Origin of the sequence: Bradyrhizobium sp. LCT2 (genome assembly GCF_009931255.1) — a bacterium.
GTDB classification, from domain to species: Bacteria; Pseudomonadota; Alphaproteobacteria; order Rhizobiales; family Xanthobacteraceae; genus Bradyrhizobium; species Bradyrhizobium diazoefficiens.
In genome coordinates, this window is the sequence record NZ_CP034432.1 from 454029 (window position 1) to 467873 (window position 13845).

The following is a 13845-nucleotide window of genomic DNA, read 5'->3' on the forward strand; positions in this document are numbered from 1 at the left end:
TGCTCCTAACCATGGCCGGCCATGGCGGGCACTTCGCCCGGCACCATGTCATCAGGAACGGCGTCGCCCGGTCCCATCGCATGCTCCGGCCCAAGCTCGCCTTCCCACTTCGCGACGACCGAGGTCGCGAGCGTGTTGCCGATCACGTTGGTCGCGCTGCGGCCCATGTCGAGGAAGGTGTCGATGCCCATGATCATGAGCAGGCCGGCCTCGGGGATGTTGAACTGCGCCAGCGTCGAGGCGATCACGACGAGGGAGGCGCGCGGCACGCCGGCGACGCCCTTCGAGGTGATCATCAGCGTCGCCAGCATCGCGAGCTGCGTGCCGAGCGGCATGTCGATGTGGTAGCTCTGCGCGATGAAGATGCTCGCGAAGGTGCAGTACATCATCGTGCCGTCGAGGTTGAAGGAATAACCGAGCGGCAGCACGAAGCTCGAGATCCGCGACGAGGCGCCGAAGCGGTTGAGGCCCTCCAGCGTCTTCGGATAGGCCGCTTCCGAGCTCGCGGTCGAGAACGCGATCATCAGCGGCTCGCGGATCAGCTTCAGCAGGTGGCTGTAGCGCGGCCCGATCACGATGAAGCCCACGATCACCAGGATCGTCCACAGGAGCGCCAGCGAGAGATAGAAGCCGCCCATGAACACGACGAGCTTCCAGAGCACCAGCAGGCCGTTCTTGGCCACCGTCGCCGTGATGGCGGCCCACACCGCGAGCGGCGCGAACAGCATCACATAGCTCGTCACCTTGAGCATGATGTGGCCGATATCGTCGATCAGCGCCAGGATCGGCTTGGAGCGCTCCGGCATCGCGCCCATCGCCACCGAGAAGAACACGGCGAAGATCACGATCTGGAGGATCTCGTTCTGCGCCATCGCGTCCGCGATCGAGGTCGGGATCAGATGGGTCAGGAATTTCTCGATCGAGAAGGCCGAGACCGGCAGGCCGGTCGATTGGCCTGCCGCAGGCAGCGTGCCGGGGAAGTTGGCGCCGGGCTGAAGCAGATTGACCATGATCAGGCCGAGCATCAGCGAGACGAACGAGGCGCTGATGAACCACCCCATGGTCTTGGCGAAGATGCGGCCGAGCTTGGCGCCCGAGCCCATATGGGCGATGCCGCCGACCAGGGTCGCAAACACCAGCGGCGCGATGATCATCTTGATCAGGCGCAGGAACATCATGGCGATCAGGTTGATGGACGAGGCCCAGTCGGCGCGCGTATCGGGCAGGAAGTTGTAGATCGCCGAGCCCATGATGATGCCCAGCACCATCGCGCCCAAGATGTATTGCGTAAACCTGTTCGACATTGCTTACCCCCACGTACACCGGCGCTTCATGATGTCGCAGATATGGCGGCTGCGCAACTCGCTTGCCGGGTGGCCGCGTTGGCCGGATGTTCCCGTTGTGAAACGGCCCCCCGCGATCTAGCCTTCATGCAGCGCACAACGAATGCGCCTGCACGTTTTCTTTGCGGCAGCTGCATCAATAATCGTCAAACAAACGGAGAGGGAAACGCCATGAGCGGCAGCATCAATCGCCAGATTCTTCTGGTCGAAAAACCCAGCGGCAAGCTCGGCCCTGAACATTTCAAGATGGTCGACGGCGCGATGCCGGAGCCGAAGGACGGCGAGGCTTTGCTGCGCGTGCGTTACATCTCGCTCGACGCCGCCAACCGCGCCTGGATGCATGGCGCGACCTATCGTTCAGCCGTCGAAGCGAACAGCGTGATGGCCGGCGGCGGCATCGCCGAGGTCGTCAGCTCGAAGGCGCCGGGGTTGGCTGCCGGCGACATCGTGTTCGGCGACACCGGCTGGCAGGAGTTTGCGGCGGTGCCGGCAAAGCATCTCACCAAGATGCCGAAGCTGGAACCGATGACGCATCTGCTCAGCGTGTTCGGCATCGCCGGCCTCACCGCCTATTTCGGCCTGCTGGAGGTCGGCAAGCCCAAAGAGGGCGAGACCGTCGTGGTCTCCGCGGCGGCCGGCTCGGTCGGCTCGATCGTCGGGCAGATCGCCAAGATCAAGGGATGTCGCGTCATCGGCATCGCCGGCGGCGCCGACAAGTGCAACTGGCTGACCTCCGAGCTCGGCTTCGATGCCGCCGTCGACTACAAGGACGGCGCGGTGTTCAAGGCCCTGCGCGCGGCCGCGCCAAAGGGCATCGACGTCTATTTCGACAATGTCGGCGGCGACATTCTGGAAGCCTGCCTGCCGCAGATGAACAATTACGGCCGCATCGCCTGCTGCGGCGCGATCTCGCAATATGACGGTGCGCCTGCCGCGCACGGTCCGCGCGGCGTACCCGGCCTGATCGTGGTGAAGCGGCTCGTCATGCAGGGCTTCATCGTGATGGACTACATGAAGGACAGCCAGCGCGCGCTCGCCGAGCTCCAGGGCTGGGTCAAATCCGGCAAGCTGAAGGTGCAGGAGGACATTATCGACGGATTGGAGAACACGCCGAAAGCGCTGATCGGATTGCTCGCGGGCGAGAACCGCGGCAAGCGCATGGTCAAGCTCTGACGACGTATTGCTTGAGCATGATCTCCGCGCAAACGCATTCCGCGTCTGTCGCGAGGGAAAACCACTGCACACTTTGCGCTGACGCGGCCCTTCGGGTCCGGATCATGCTCTAGTTACGTCGCAATTGCGCCGGCATTATCCACTTGCGGTAGAGGCCAAAGCATCCAAAGATACCGCGCGCGAGGCATCACTCGCGACGATTGCGCTTGAATCACATTTGAAAATCGTCGGCGCTACCGACAGGGCGGGAATTCACTCAGATGTTCAACACGTTGAAACATGCATCAACGCGCACGGCGTTGCTCGCGGCCGCGCTCTTCGCAACTGCAACAGGCGCGGTCGCGCAAGCGCCGACCGACGCGCAGAAGAGCGCGATCCGGTCCGCATGCCGCTCGGACTTCATGGCGCACTGCTCGAGCGTCACGCCCGGCGGCGTGGAAGCGTATCAATGTCTGGCGAAGAACATGTCGAGCCTGTCACCTGGGTGCCAGACCGCGGTTCGCGCGGTCGAGCCCGCTGCGGCTCCGAAGACCGAAGCCGCGCCGGCCGCACCAAAGACCGAAGCTGCGCCCAAGACCGAGTCCAAGACGGAAACGGCGCCTGCGGCGCCGAAGGCTGAATCGGCGCCCGCCGAAAAGCCCGCCGCCGCACCAGCGCCGAAGGCAGCTGCCGCCAAGCAACCGAGCAGCGCGCAGGTTGCTGCGGTCAAGAGCGCGTGCCGCGCCGACTATCCCAAGGTCTGCGCCAGCGTGCCGCCGGGCGGTGCGCCCGCGCTCGAATGCCTGGAGAAGAACAAGGCAAAGGTTTCGCCCGCCTGCGAGAAGGCCCTGAGCGCCGCGGCCGGCGGCGGCGCGGCAGCAACGGCAGCGCCTGCGGGCGCAGCCCCTGCGGCGGCGGCAGCACCGGCGGCCGCGCCAGCCGTGATCGTTCTGCGCCCGCTGCGGCCGCGCGAAGAGCTGTTCATCGTCCGATCGGCCTGCGGCGCCGACATCCGCACGCTGTGCGCCGGTGTCGCGCCCGGCGGCGGCCGCATCGTGCAATGCATCGCCAGCAATGCCGCGTCGCTGTCGCCCGCGTGCAAGGACGTGCTGGCGCCGTTCGCGGCGCGATAAGGCAGCGCACGGCGACGCGCCGGAGTACACGACACCGATCGGCGGCATGCGCGAATGAATTCTCGCACGCCTGCCGCGATCAACCTTTGCGGGTATCGATTTCGATCACGACAAGACCGGGAGGACAACATGCGTTCATTGCTGCTGGTTGCTTCTGCACTCCTCGCCTTCGGGGCGACCATGACGTTCGAGGCCACCGACGCCAACGCGGTGGTGTGCGCCCGCGGCGTCTATCGCGCCGGCTGCGCCGGGCCGAACGCGGCCGTCGTGGTCCGCAAGCCGGTTCCGGTGGTCCGCTGTACCAGGGTGCTGGTGGACGGGGTCTACGTGAAGCGTTGCGTCTGATCGCCGGGTGGCCAAGAGGGCGCGCTTTGGCTATGGTTCGCTCCTGACGGTTTCGGACACGCGCAAGACGCAGGTCCGGAAGCGAGCTTTGGCGCGCCGCGCTTGGCCGATAATTCTGCTGGCGCGGGAGGCCGGAGCACATTAGTCTACCCCTAGATAGTAAGTATACTGTCAATTAGGGAGGCAGACGTTGCGGATCGCCGTGATTGGCGGGGGGCCCGGCGGGCTCTACTTCGCCTATCTCTGGAAGAAGCGTCATCCCGAGGATCAAGTCGACCTGTTCGAACAGAACCCGGCCGACGCGACCTGGGGTTTTGGCGTGGTGTTCTCCGACCAGGCCCTGGAGTTCCTGCGCGCCGACGACCCCGAGACGGTCGATGCGATCGCGCCGCATATGGAGAGCTGGGAGAACATCACGCTCAACCTGCAGGGCGGCAGCGTCGCCATCGACGGGGTCGGCTTCTCCTCGATCGGGCGGCTTGAGCTCTTGCAGTTCCTTCAGCAGCGCGCGCTCGATGTCGGGGTCACGCCGCGCTTCGACACGCAAATTCACGGGATCGACCAGCTCAACGGCCACGATCTGATCGTCGCCGCCGACGGCTTGAACTCGCTGGTGCGCCGCGCTTACGAGGGCGATTTCGGCACCTCGCTGTCCTACTCCTCCAACAAGTTCGTCTGGTACGGCACCTCGAAGCGCTTCGACACGCTGTCACAGACTTTTGTGAAGACCGACCGCGGCGCCTTCAACGCCCATCACTACCGCTATTCGCCGACCATGAGCACCTTCCTGGTCGAGTGCGACCACGCCACCTGGCAGGCCTATGGCTTCGCCTACAAGGACGTCGAACAGTCCAAGGGCGTCTGCGAGGAGGTGTTCGCCGACACGCTCGGCGGCCACTGCCTCGTCTCCAACAAATCGGTGTGGCGCAATTTTCCCTGGGTCTGGAACGAGCACTGGTCGTTCAAGAATATGGTGCTGATCGGCGACGCGCTGCACTCGGCGCATTTCTCGATCGGCTCCGGCACGCGGCTCGCGATCGAGGACGCGATCGCGCTGGTCAAGGCGCTGGAATCCGATGCGCATCTGAACACCGCATTGCTTCGCTACCAGGCCGCGCGCAAACCGGTCGTGCAGAAGCTCGTCGACGCCGCACGAACCAGCGCCTCCTGGTACGAGAACTTTGCCCAGCACATGCAGCTCGACCTGATGGATTTTGCTTACAGCTACATCACCCGCTCCGGCCGCATCGACGATTCCCGGCTGCGGGCGATGTCGCCGGCCTTCATGGCGCGTTACGAGGCCGCCAAGAACGGTGGGGATGCGGCCAGTGAGGCTACCGCATGAGCAACGAGATTTGCGACCAGGTGCCCGCGGACAGCGCGGGCGCACGCGAGATCGGCTTTGCCGTTCCGGAAATCTACAACGCCAGCCGCGTGCTGTTCGACAATCTCGGCAAGGGATATGGCGACAAGCTCGCGCTGATTGGTCCGGCGGGCACGCGCACATATGCCGAGCTCTGCGCGGAGGCTTGCCGCTGGGGCAACGGCTTCATCTCGCTCGGCCTCAAGCGTGGCGATCGCGTGCTGCTGTTCCTCGACGATACGCCGGCTTATCCCGCCGCCTTCTTCGGCGCCGTGCGTGCCGGCTTCGTGCCGCTCCTGATCAACACGCTGACGCCGCCGGACCTGTTGCAATTCTATCTCGCCGATTCCGGCGCGACCGTCGCGGTGGCCGAGTCCGAATTCTGCGCGCGCTTCAATGCAGAGGCGTGCAAGGACACGAGCCTGCGTACGCTGATCGTCGTCAATGGCGGAATGGGCGAGCGTGCTGCGCCTGCGGCGGTCGCGGCGGCAAGCTGGCTTGCGCAATTCCCGGCCGAGCTTGCGGAAGCGAATACCCATCGCAACGAGATGGCGTTCTGGATGTACTCGTCCGGCTCGACCGGCCGGCCCAAGGGCATCGTGCACCTCCAGCACGACATGACCTATAGCGAGGTGGCCTTCGCGCAGAATGTGTTGAAGCTGACGCCTGACGACATCTGCTTCTCGGTGCCGAAGATCTTCTTTGCCTACGGGTTCGGCAACTCCGTCACCTTCCCGTTCTCGGTCGGCGCGGCGACGCTGCTGCTACCGGGACAGCCGAAGCCGGCGACGATCTTCGCGGCGATCGAGCAATACAGGCCGACCGTCTTCTTCGGCCTGCCGACGCTTTACACCTCGCTGACCAAGGCCGAGGGCGCGCAACAGACGAACTTCTCGTCGCTGCGCATGGCGCTCTCCGCAGCCGAAGTGCTCTCGGCCGAAGTCTTCAACGGCTGGAAGACGCTCACGGGGCTCGAAATCGTCGAAGGCCTCGGCTCGACCGAGGTGCTGCACATCTATCTCTCCAACCGTCCCGAACGGAAGAAGCTCGGCGCCGCGGGCCTGCGCGTGCCCGGCTACGAGGTCGCGCTGCGCGACAAGGACGGAAGCGAGGTCGGCGACGGCGAGGAAGGCATCTTGTGGGTGCGCGGCGATTCCAACACGCCACTGTACTGGAATCGGCCGGACAAGTCCACCGAGACCATCCGCGAGGGCGGGTGGATCTACACCGGCGACCGCTTCGTCCGCGATGCCGACGGCTTCCACTTCTTCCGCGGCCGCGCCGACGATCTTATCAAGATCTCCGGCCAGTGGGTCTATCCGCTCGAGGTCGAGCTCTGCCTCGCCGATCACCCCGACATCCGCGAATGCGCGGTGTTCGCCGCCGAGCTGCCCGATCGTCGCATGACGCTGAAGGCGGTGGTGGTGATGAACAGCCGTGCCGTAGACCAAAACGAGGCGACGCGGCGGCTACAGGATTACGTGAAGGGCAAGCTCTTGCCCTACAAATATCCGCGCGAGGTGATCTTCATCGACGAACTGCCGAAGACGGGGACAGGGAAGATCGACCGGCAGGCGTTGCTGCGGATGTGAGGGGACTGCGTTGCAACAACCTCAATGTCGTCCCGGCGAAGGCCGGGACCCATACGCCGCAGCAGTAGTTGTTGCGTGAAGTGGTCGTTATCAATCTTCGCAAAACAAAGATTTGTGGCTATGGGTCCCGGCCTGCGCCGGGACGACGGCGGAGTTTTTAGCCGCCACCGCGGCAAATCACCCCCTCACCCGCCCTTCCCCAGATGCTCCAGCGCGTCCTCGGCCCGCAGCGGCACCCGCGAGACTTCGTTGTTGAGATCGACGAGCTGCACCAGAAGTCCCATCAGCGCCTTGCGGTCGGCGGGCTTCAGCGGCTCCAGCATGCGCGCCTGGGCGCGTTCGACGGCGGGAATGATCTCGCGCAGGATCGCGGCGCCTGATTTCGTCAGGTAGAGCAGCTTGATCCGCTTGTCCTCGGGCGCGGGCTTGCGCTCGATATAGTCCTTGGCCTGAAGCCGTTCGATCACGCTGCCGAGGGTGGAGCGGTCGAAGGCGATCACCGCCGACAGCCGCGTCGCATCGATGCCGGGATGGGTGTGGATCGCGATCAGCGCCCCATACTGCACCGGCGTGAGATCGAACGCCTTGCACTCCTCCATGAAGATCGAGACCGCGATCTGCTGCATGCGCCGGAACAGATAGCCCGGCGCGGCATAGACCGCGTCCATCGTGATCGGGGGAGGAGGCTTACTCGGCATCGGGCTGCTTCTCCGGTGCGGCATCGGCGAACGCCGGCAGCGCCTTGGCGGCGGCCTCCGCCTTCAGCAGGCGCGGATAGGCCGAGACGTCGACGCCGAAGCGGCGCGCGTTGGCAAGCTGCGGCACGAGGCAGAGATCGGCGAGCGTCGGCGCATCGCCGAAGCAGAACGGGCCCGGCTCGTCCCTGATCAGCGTTTCGCACGCCGACAGTCCCTCGCGGTTGACCCAGGCGGCCCAGTCCTGGACCTTCTCTTCGGCAAGCCCCAGTTCGCGCAGCCGCGCCAGCACCTTCAGGTTCTGCACCGGATGGGTGTCGCAGGCGATCGCCAGCGCAAACGCCCTCACCTTGGCGCGTCGCAGCGGATCCTTCGGCAGCAGCGGTGGATTGGGGTGCGTCTCGTCGAGCCATTCGATGATCGCGACCGATTGGGTCAGCACCGTACCGCCATCGTTCTCCAGCGCCGGCACCAGCCCTTGCGGATTGATGGCGAGATAGGCGGGCGCGCATTGCTCGCCCTTGCGAAGATGATGCGGCAGATGCTCGGCGCCGAGGCCCTTCAGATTCAGCGCGATCCGCACCCGGTAGGCGGCGCTGGAGCGGAAATAGCCGTGCAGCTTCATCGGAACCCTCCCTTTTGTTTTGTCATTCCGGGGCGATGCGTCAGCATCGAACCCGGAATCTCGAGATTCCGGGTTCGGCTCTTCGAGCCGCCCCGGAATGACCTTCCCCCTGCGTTGACGCTACCTAGATCGTCAGTATACTGTCAATCAACAAAACGACGGGAGCCGCACCATGGAAGCCGTGACCAAGACGCCGGAACGCGAGGCGTTCTACAAGAAGATCGACGGCGAAAATCTCACCGCGCTGTGGACGGTGATGGGCGATCTGATCACGCCGGAGCCGAAGAGCGCCTGCCGGCCGCACCTCTGGAAATTCGACGTCATCCGCGACTACATGCGTGAAGCCGGCAAGCTGATCACGGCCAAGGAGGCCGAGCGCCGCGTGCTGGTGCTGGAGAACCCGGGCTTGCGCGGGCAATCAAAAATCACGACCTCGCTCTATGCCGGCGTGCAGATGGTGGTGCCCGGCGACGTCGCCCCCGCGCATCGGCACAGCCAGTCGGCGCTGCGCTTCGTGCTCGAAGGCAAGGGCGCCCACACCGCCGTCGACGGTGAGCGCACCGCGATGGAGCCCGGCGATTTCATCATCACGCCGTCGATGACCTGGCACGATCATTCCAACGAGACCGACGAGCCGATGTTCTGGCTCGACGGCCTCGATATCCCGCTGGTGCAGTTCTTCGACTGCTCCTTTGCGGAAGGCGCGAAGGAGGACCAGCAGAGGATCACGAAGCCCGCCGGCGACAGCTTTGCGCGCTATGGCCACAATCTGCTGCCGGTCGACGTGAAGCGGAGCTCGAAGACCTCGCCGATCTTCAGCTATCCCTATGCCTATACCCGCGAGGCGCTGGAGAAGGCTCGCGCGAGCCAGGAATGGGACGCCTGTCATGGGCTGAAGCTGAAGTTCAGCAATCCCGAGACCGGCGACTTTGCGATGCCGACCATCGGCACCTTCATCCAGTTGCTGCCAAAGGGCTTCAAGACCGCGCGATATCGCTCCACCGATGCGACGGTGTTCTGCCCGATCGAAGGCCGCGGCCGCAGCCGCATCGGCGATGCCGTTTTCGAATGGGGCCCGCGCGACCTGTTCGTGGTGCCGAGCTGGCACTGGGTGACGCACGAGGCCGACGACGACGCCGTGCTGTTCAGCTTCTCGGATCGGCCCGTGCAGCAGAAGCTCGACCTGTTTCGCGAGGATCGGGGGAATGCGTAAGGCGGGGTGCTATAGCCTTACATTCGGTGTCGTCCCGGCGAAGGCCGGGACCCATACCGCGTAATCTATCGGGGAACAGCGGTATTCGTACCGACCAAAGGTAACTACCAGTCTTCGCCAAACCGCTCCCTGTGGGTATGGGTCCCGGCCTTCGCCGGGACGACGACGGAGGTTGTGGCGCGCGGCTTCGTCCACATCATCATTGCGAACGCAGCTACCGCCAGTGCAGCAACCGCGTCTCCAGCAGATTGATCACCTTGCCCACCGCGAGGCCAAACACCGATAGGATCACCACGCCCGCGAGCAGCTGATCCGTCTGCATCAGATTGCCGGCCTGGAGCACAAAGGCGCCGATGCCGTATTGCGCGCCGATCATCTCGGCGCTGACGACGAGCAGCAGCGCCACCGAGGCAGTGATGCGGAAGCCGGCGAGGATCGCCGGCAGCGCGCCCGGCCAGATCACCTTGCGCACAATGGTGGCGAAGGGCACGTTGAAGCTCTGCGCCATGCGGATGAGGTTGCGCGGCACCGCATCGACGCCGCTATAGACCGAGATCGCGGTCGAGAAGAACACACCCAAGGCAATGGTCGCGATCTTCGGCTCTTCGCCGATGCCGAGCCAGAGGATCAACAGCGGCAGCAGTGCGATCTTCGGGATCGGGAACAGCGCCGAGATGAAGGTGATGCCGACGCTGCGCGCGAGCCGCGACAGGCCAATGGCAAAGCCGACGGCGACGCCGGCCGCCGTTCCCAGCAGCCAGCCGACACCGATGCGCAGCAGCGAGGCCGAAAGGTGCTGCCAGAGCGCGCCTGACATCGCCAGCTCGTAGATCGCGCGCACGATCGCCAACGGCGCCGGCAGGAACAGCGGATTGACGAGACCGGCGCTCCCGGCCGCCTGCCAGATCGCGATGACGAGGGCGAGCGCGATCCAGCCGCCGAAGCGGCTGCTCGCCGGCACGAAGCCCGCGCCGCGAAAGCGGACGCGCCGGGTCGCCTCGCTCTTGACAGGTGTCTCCGCCACCGGCGCGCGATCAAGCATGCTGGACCTCGCGCTCGGCATCGATCGCCTCGTGGCGGATCAGCGACCAGATCTGGTTCTGAAGCAACAGCAGCTTTTCGCGCGCCGCGGTTTCGCCGCGCTCGGCGCGCGTCATCGGCACGGTGACGACCTCGCGGATCCGCCCGGGCCGGCGCGACAGCACCACGATGCGGTCGGCGAGCCGCGCCGCCTCTTCGAGATTGTGCGTGACATAGACCGCGCCCATGCCGCCGTCGGCGAGCAGGCGGACGAAGTCCTCCATCAACAACTCGCGGGTCTGCGAATCCAACGCCGAGAGCGGCTCGTCCATCAGCAGGATGGCAGGCCTGACCGCCAGCGCCCGCGAAATCCCGACGCGCTGGCGCATGCCGCCGGAGAGCTGCTTTGGATAGGTCTTGCGAAAATCGGTCAGGCCGGTGCGGCGCAGCGCATCCTCGACCAGCGCGCGGCGCTGCGCCGCCGAGAGCTGGGCGTGCAGCAGCGGAAATTCGACGTTCTCCTCGACCGTCGCCCAGGGCAGCAACGCAAAATCCTGGAACACGAAGGTGAGCGGATTGAGACTGTCCGCCGGCGGCGCCCCGCGCAGCTCTGGCGCGCCGGAGGTCGGCTGCAACAGCCCGCCGAGGATCGACAGCAGCGTGCTCTTGCCGCAGCCGGAAGGACCGACGATCGCGACCACCTCGCCGGCGCTGACGGTGAAGGAGACGTCGTCGAGCACGGCGAGGTCGCCGAAGCGGTGGGTGATGTGGTTGGCGATCAGGTCCATGCTGTCTCGTCTATCCGGTTCTCCGTCGTTCCGGGATGATCCGAAGGATCAGACCCGAAACCTCGAGATTCCGGGTTCGATGCTTCGCATCGCCCCGGAATGACGAAAGGTTAGTCCGCCTTCACATAGTCCTTTGCGATGATCGCATTGGCATCAAAGCCCTTGTCGGCGAAGCCCTGCTCCTGGAGCCATTTGATCTGGTTGTCGACGTTCTTGACGTCGAGCTTGCCGTCGGGATCGATGTAGGCGCAATTGCCGACCACCTGCTCGACCGGCAGATTGGTGTACTTCGCGATGATCTCCAGCAGCGGCTTGGTCTGCTCGTTGACGGGCGCCACGCCGTCCTTCATCGCGGCGAGGATCACGTCGTGGTATTCGCGGTCAGCCTTTGCCAAAGCGCCGAGCAGCTTGGTCACCAGCGCCTTGTTGGTCAGCGTCTTCGGCGAGGCGAACACCGCGCCCAGCTGCCAGGGCGTCTCGTCCCCGACCCAGCCCAGGAACTTCGCGCCGCCCTCGTCCATCAGCTTGCGCGCGGTGGAGATCGGCAGCAGCGCGGCATCGACGGTCTCGCCCTTGAGCGCGGCCGCCGCATTCGACAGCGACTGCAGCGGGATGATCTTCACGTCGGCGAGCTTGAAGCCGTATTTGTCGGCGAGCAGGCCGAGCGAATAGTGGAAGGATGATCCGACCTGCGTGACCGCGACGCGCTTGCCCGCGAGGTCCTTCGGCGTCTTCAGCCCGGCCGCGTAAGCGTTGTTGCTGGCGAAATAGCCGATCAGGGGATAGCCGGCTTTTTCGCGGCTCATGCCGCCGATCACCTTGAGCACGCCCTTGCCGGCGAGATTGTAGAGACCGGCGGTGAACGCGGTGACGCCGAAATCGACGTCGCCCGAGGTGGTGGCGACCGCGATCGGCTGCGCCGCGTCGAAGAACTTCAGCTCGACGTCGAGCCCGGCCTCGCGGAAATAGCCCTTGTCCTGCGCGATGAAGACCGGCGCGGAGGAGGACAGGCGGAGCACGCCGATCCTGGCCTTCAGCGCGTCCTCGGCCTGCGCCGCGCCCATCGCCATGATCGCCACCAGGCCCGCAAGCGCGAGCCGCGCAATCCCGATCATCCGGTTTCCTCCGTCGTTGTCTTGGTCGTTCTCTTGCAGCCCGTCAAAGCCCTTCGGGCACGGGCTGGTCCCGTCCGATGAAGGCGCCCTGTTGTTTCAACGTTTCCTGCAATTTTTCAATGGGGATGTCACGCGGGATCCGATTTCCGGAGAGCGCCAGCGCGGCGGCGGAACCTGCGGCCTCCCCCATCACGAAACAGGCACCCGAGACGCGGGCGGCCGACTGGCCCTCATGGGTCATCGAGGCGCAGCGGCCGGCGACCAGCAGATTGTCGACGCCCTCGGGCACCAGCATCCGGTAGGGCAGCTCGTTATAGCCGCGCGATTCCGGGATTGGCGGAAAAGTGAAGATCACATCGCCGGGAACATGAGCCTCGATCGGCCAGCCGTTGACGCCGATGGAATCCTCGAACGAGGCACAGCCGAGCACGTCCTCGCCGCTGAGCTGGTAGCCGCCTTTGATGCGGCGGGTCTCGCGGATGCCGAGCTGCGGCGGCAGGTCCACGATGTAGGACTTCTCAAAACCCGGCACCGTGCGCAGGAATTCGAACGCGGCGAGCGCCTGCCTGCGGCCCTCGATCTCGCCGCGGGTGAGATCGTCGGGCTCGATGCCGTTGATGGCGTGGCCATCCTCGCGCGCGACCTGCGTGAAATTCACCCGCCATTCGATGCCGGATTTCTGCGGCCGCACGATGGCACTTTTCCGCGGGAATTTGTGGGTGCCGGCGGCGAGCGCCTTTTCCATCAATTGCGGGATGGTGCGCCAGGCCTCGCCCGCCTTTTCCGGATCGATATTGTTGAGACGGAGCATCATCGACGGGTAGAGCGGATGGCCGTGTTCGTCGCCGACTTCGAACGGCGCCCCGGCCCAGACCGCGAGATCGCCGTCACCGGAGCAGTCGATGAAAATCTCCGAACGCACGGCCTGCCGGCCGGCCTTGGTCTCGACCATCAGCGCGTCGATGCGGCTGTTATCGCCCATCACCACGCCGGCGCCGAGCGCATGGAAGAGGATATTGACCTTGTGACTTGCCAGGAGTTCGTCGGCCGCGATCTTGTAGGCCGCGGTGTCGTAGGCCTGGGCAAAGACCTTGCCGAGGATCAGATGCGGGGTGTTGATGCCGTTGAGCAGGTCGATCCGTGCCAGGAGCTCGGACGCCATGCCCTGCACCAGCCGGTGGGCCTGGCCGTAGACGTTGCCGTGCAGGCCGCAGAAATTGGTGACGCCGGCCGCGGTGCCCATGCCGCCGAGGAAGCCGTAACGCTCGATCAGCAGCGTCTTCCGCCCCGCCCGCGCTGCCGACGCCGCCGCGATAATGCCGGCCGGACCGCCGCCGAGCACGACCACCTCATATTCGCCGTAGAGCGGCACCCGGCGCGCTGGTTCTTCGATCGTCGTGGCCCGCATGGCGCGTCCTATCCCTGAAAATCCTTGCTTGGGACCGACTATGAATTAACGCG

General features: G+C 65.1%; 13 protein-coding genes. 6 read left to right on the forward strand and 7 right to left on the reverse strand.

The features are described from left to right. Nucleotides 1-5: 5 nt before the first annotated feature. Nucleotides 6-1304 carry a dicarboxylate/amino acid:cation symporter gene (locus EI171_RS02930; protein WP_011082935.1) on the reverse strand — a complete coding sequence of 433 codons (1299 nt, stop codon included), beginning with the start codon at nucleotides 1302-1304 and terminating at the stop codon, nucleotides 6-8. Nucleotides 1305-1514: 210 nt separating this feature from the next. Between EI171_RS02930 and EI171_RS02935 the strand changes: the two genes are divergently transcribed. The 5 genes from EI171_RS02935 (at nucleotide 1515) to EI171_RS02955 (ending at nucleotide 6928) form a co-directional block, all read left to right on the forward strand. Next, nucleotides 1515-2516 (forward strand): NADP-dependent oxidoreductase, encoded by a 1002-nt coding sequence (locus EI171_RS02935; RefSeq protein ID WP_161532560.1) that lies wholly within the window; start codon nucleotides 1515-1517, stop codon nucleotides 2514-2516. A 260-nt stretch (nucleotides 2517-2776) separates the two neighbouring features. Beyond that, nucleotides 2777-3628: a cysteine rich repeat-containing protein gene (locus EI171_RS02940; protein ID WP_028175114.1), complete on the forward strand. Its 852-nt coding sequence runs from the start codon at nucleotides 2777-2779 to the stop codon at nucleotides 3626-3628. 129 nt (nucleotides 3629-3757) lie between these two features. Then, nucleotides 3758-3973, forward strand: a complete 216-nt coding sequence (locus tag EI171_RS02945; protein ID WP_038966627.1) for a hypothetical protein — start codon at nucleotides 3758-3760, stop codon at nucleotides 3971-3973. A gap of 190 nt (nucleotides 3974-4163) precedes the next feature. Next, nucleotides 4164-5318, forward strand: a complete 1155-nt coding sequence (locus EI171_RS02950) for an FAD-dependent monooxygenase (protein WP_028175116.1) — start codon at nucleotides 4164-4166, stop codon at nucleotides 5316-5318. After that, entirely contained in the window at nucleotides 5315-6928 is a 1614-nt protein-coding gene (locus EI171_RS02955; protein ID WP_028175117.1) for a benzoate-CoA ligase family protein, read from the forward strand. Before EI171_RS02950 ends, EI171_RS02955 begins: the two co-directional genes overlap by 4 nt. Nucleotides 6929-7113: 185 nt before the next feature. Here EI171_RS02955 and EI171_RS02960 read toward each other — a convergent pair whose 3' ends face one another. Together EI171_RS02960 and maiA are read right to left on the reverse strand one after the other, a co-directional pair. Beyond that, nucleotides 7114-7626: a MarR family winged helix-turn-helix transcriptional regulator gene (locus EI171_RS02960; protein ID WP_028175118.1), complete on the reverse strand. Its 513-nt coding sequence runs from the start codon at nucleotides 7624-7626 to the stop codon at nucleotides 7114-7116. Next, complete coding sequence (gene maiA / locus EI171_RS02965; RefSeq protein ID WP_161532561.1) at nucleotides 7616-8248, reverse strand: maleylacetoacetate isomerase; 633 nt, start codon at nucleotides 8246-8248, stop codon at nucleotides 7616-7618. The genes EI171_RS02960 and maiA overlap by 11 nt, the downstream gene beginning before the upstream one ends. A 172-nt stretch (nucleotides 8249-8420) precedes the next feature. Between maiA and gtdA the strand changes: the two genes are divergently transcribed. Beyond that, the gene (gene gtdA / locus EI171_RS02970; protein WP_060909982.1) at nucleotides 8421-9461 is read left to right on the forward strand and encodes a gentisate 1,2-dioxygenase; all 1041 of its coding nucleotides are present in this window, start codon (nucleotides 8421-8423) and stop codon (nucleotides 9459-9461) included. Between the two features lie 214 nt (nucleotides 9462-9675). On the opposite strand, the gene EI171_RS02975 is transcribed toward gtdA, so the two are convergent. From EI171_RS02975 to EI171_RS02990, 4 genes are all read right to left on the reverse strand, one after another. Continuing rightward, complete coding sequence (locus EI171_RS02975; protein WP_028175120.1) at nucleotides 9676-10503, reverse strand: ABC transporter permease; 828 nt, start codon at nucleotides 10501-10503, stop codon at nucleotides 9676-9678. Further along, nucleotides 10496-11269, reverse strand: coding sequence for an ABC transporter ATP-binding protein (locus EI171_RS02980; protein WP_011082944.1), 774 nt, complete (start codon nucleotides 11267-11269; stop codon nucleotides 10496-10498). Before EI171_RS02980 ends, EI171_RS02975 begins: the two co-directional genes overlap by 8 nt. 110 nt (nucleotides 11270-11379) lie before the next feature. After that, nucleotides 11380-12384, reverse strand: coding sequence for an ABC transporter substrate-binding protein (locus tag EI171_RS02985; protein WP_161532562.1), 1005 nt, complete (start codon nucleotides 12382-12384; stop codon nucleotides 11380-11382). 43 nt (nucleotides 12385-12427) lie between these two features. Beyond that, entirely contained in the window at nucleotides 12428-13792 is a 1365-nt protein-coding gene (locus EI171_RS02990; RefSeq protein ID WP_161532563.1) for an FAD-dependent oxidoreductase, read from the reverse strand. Nucleotides 13793-13845: the final 53 nt, after the last annotated feature.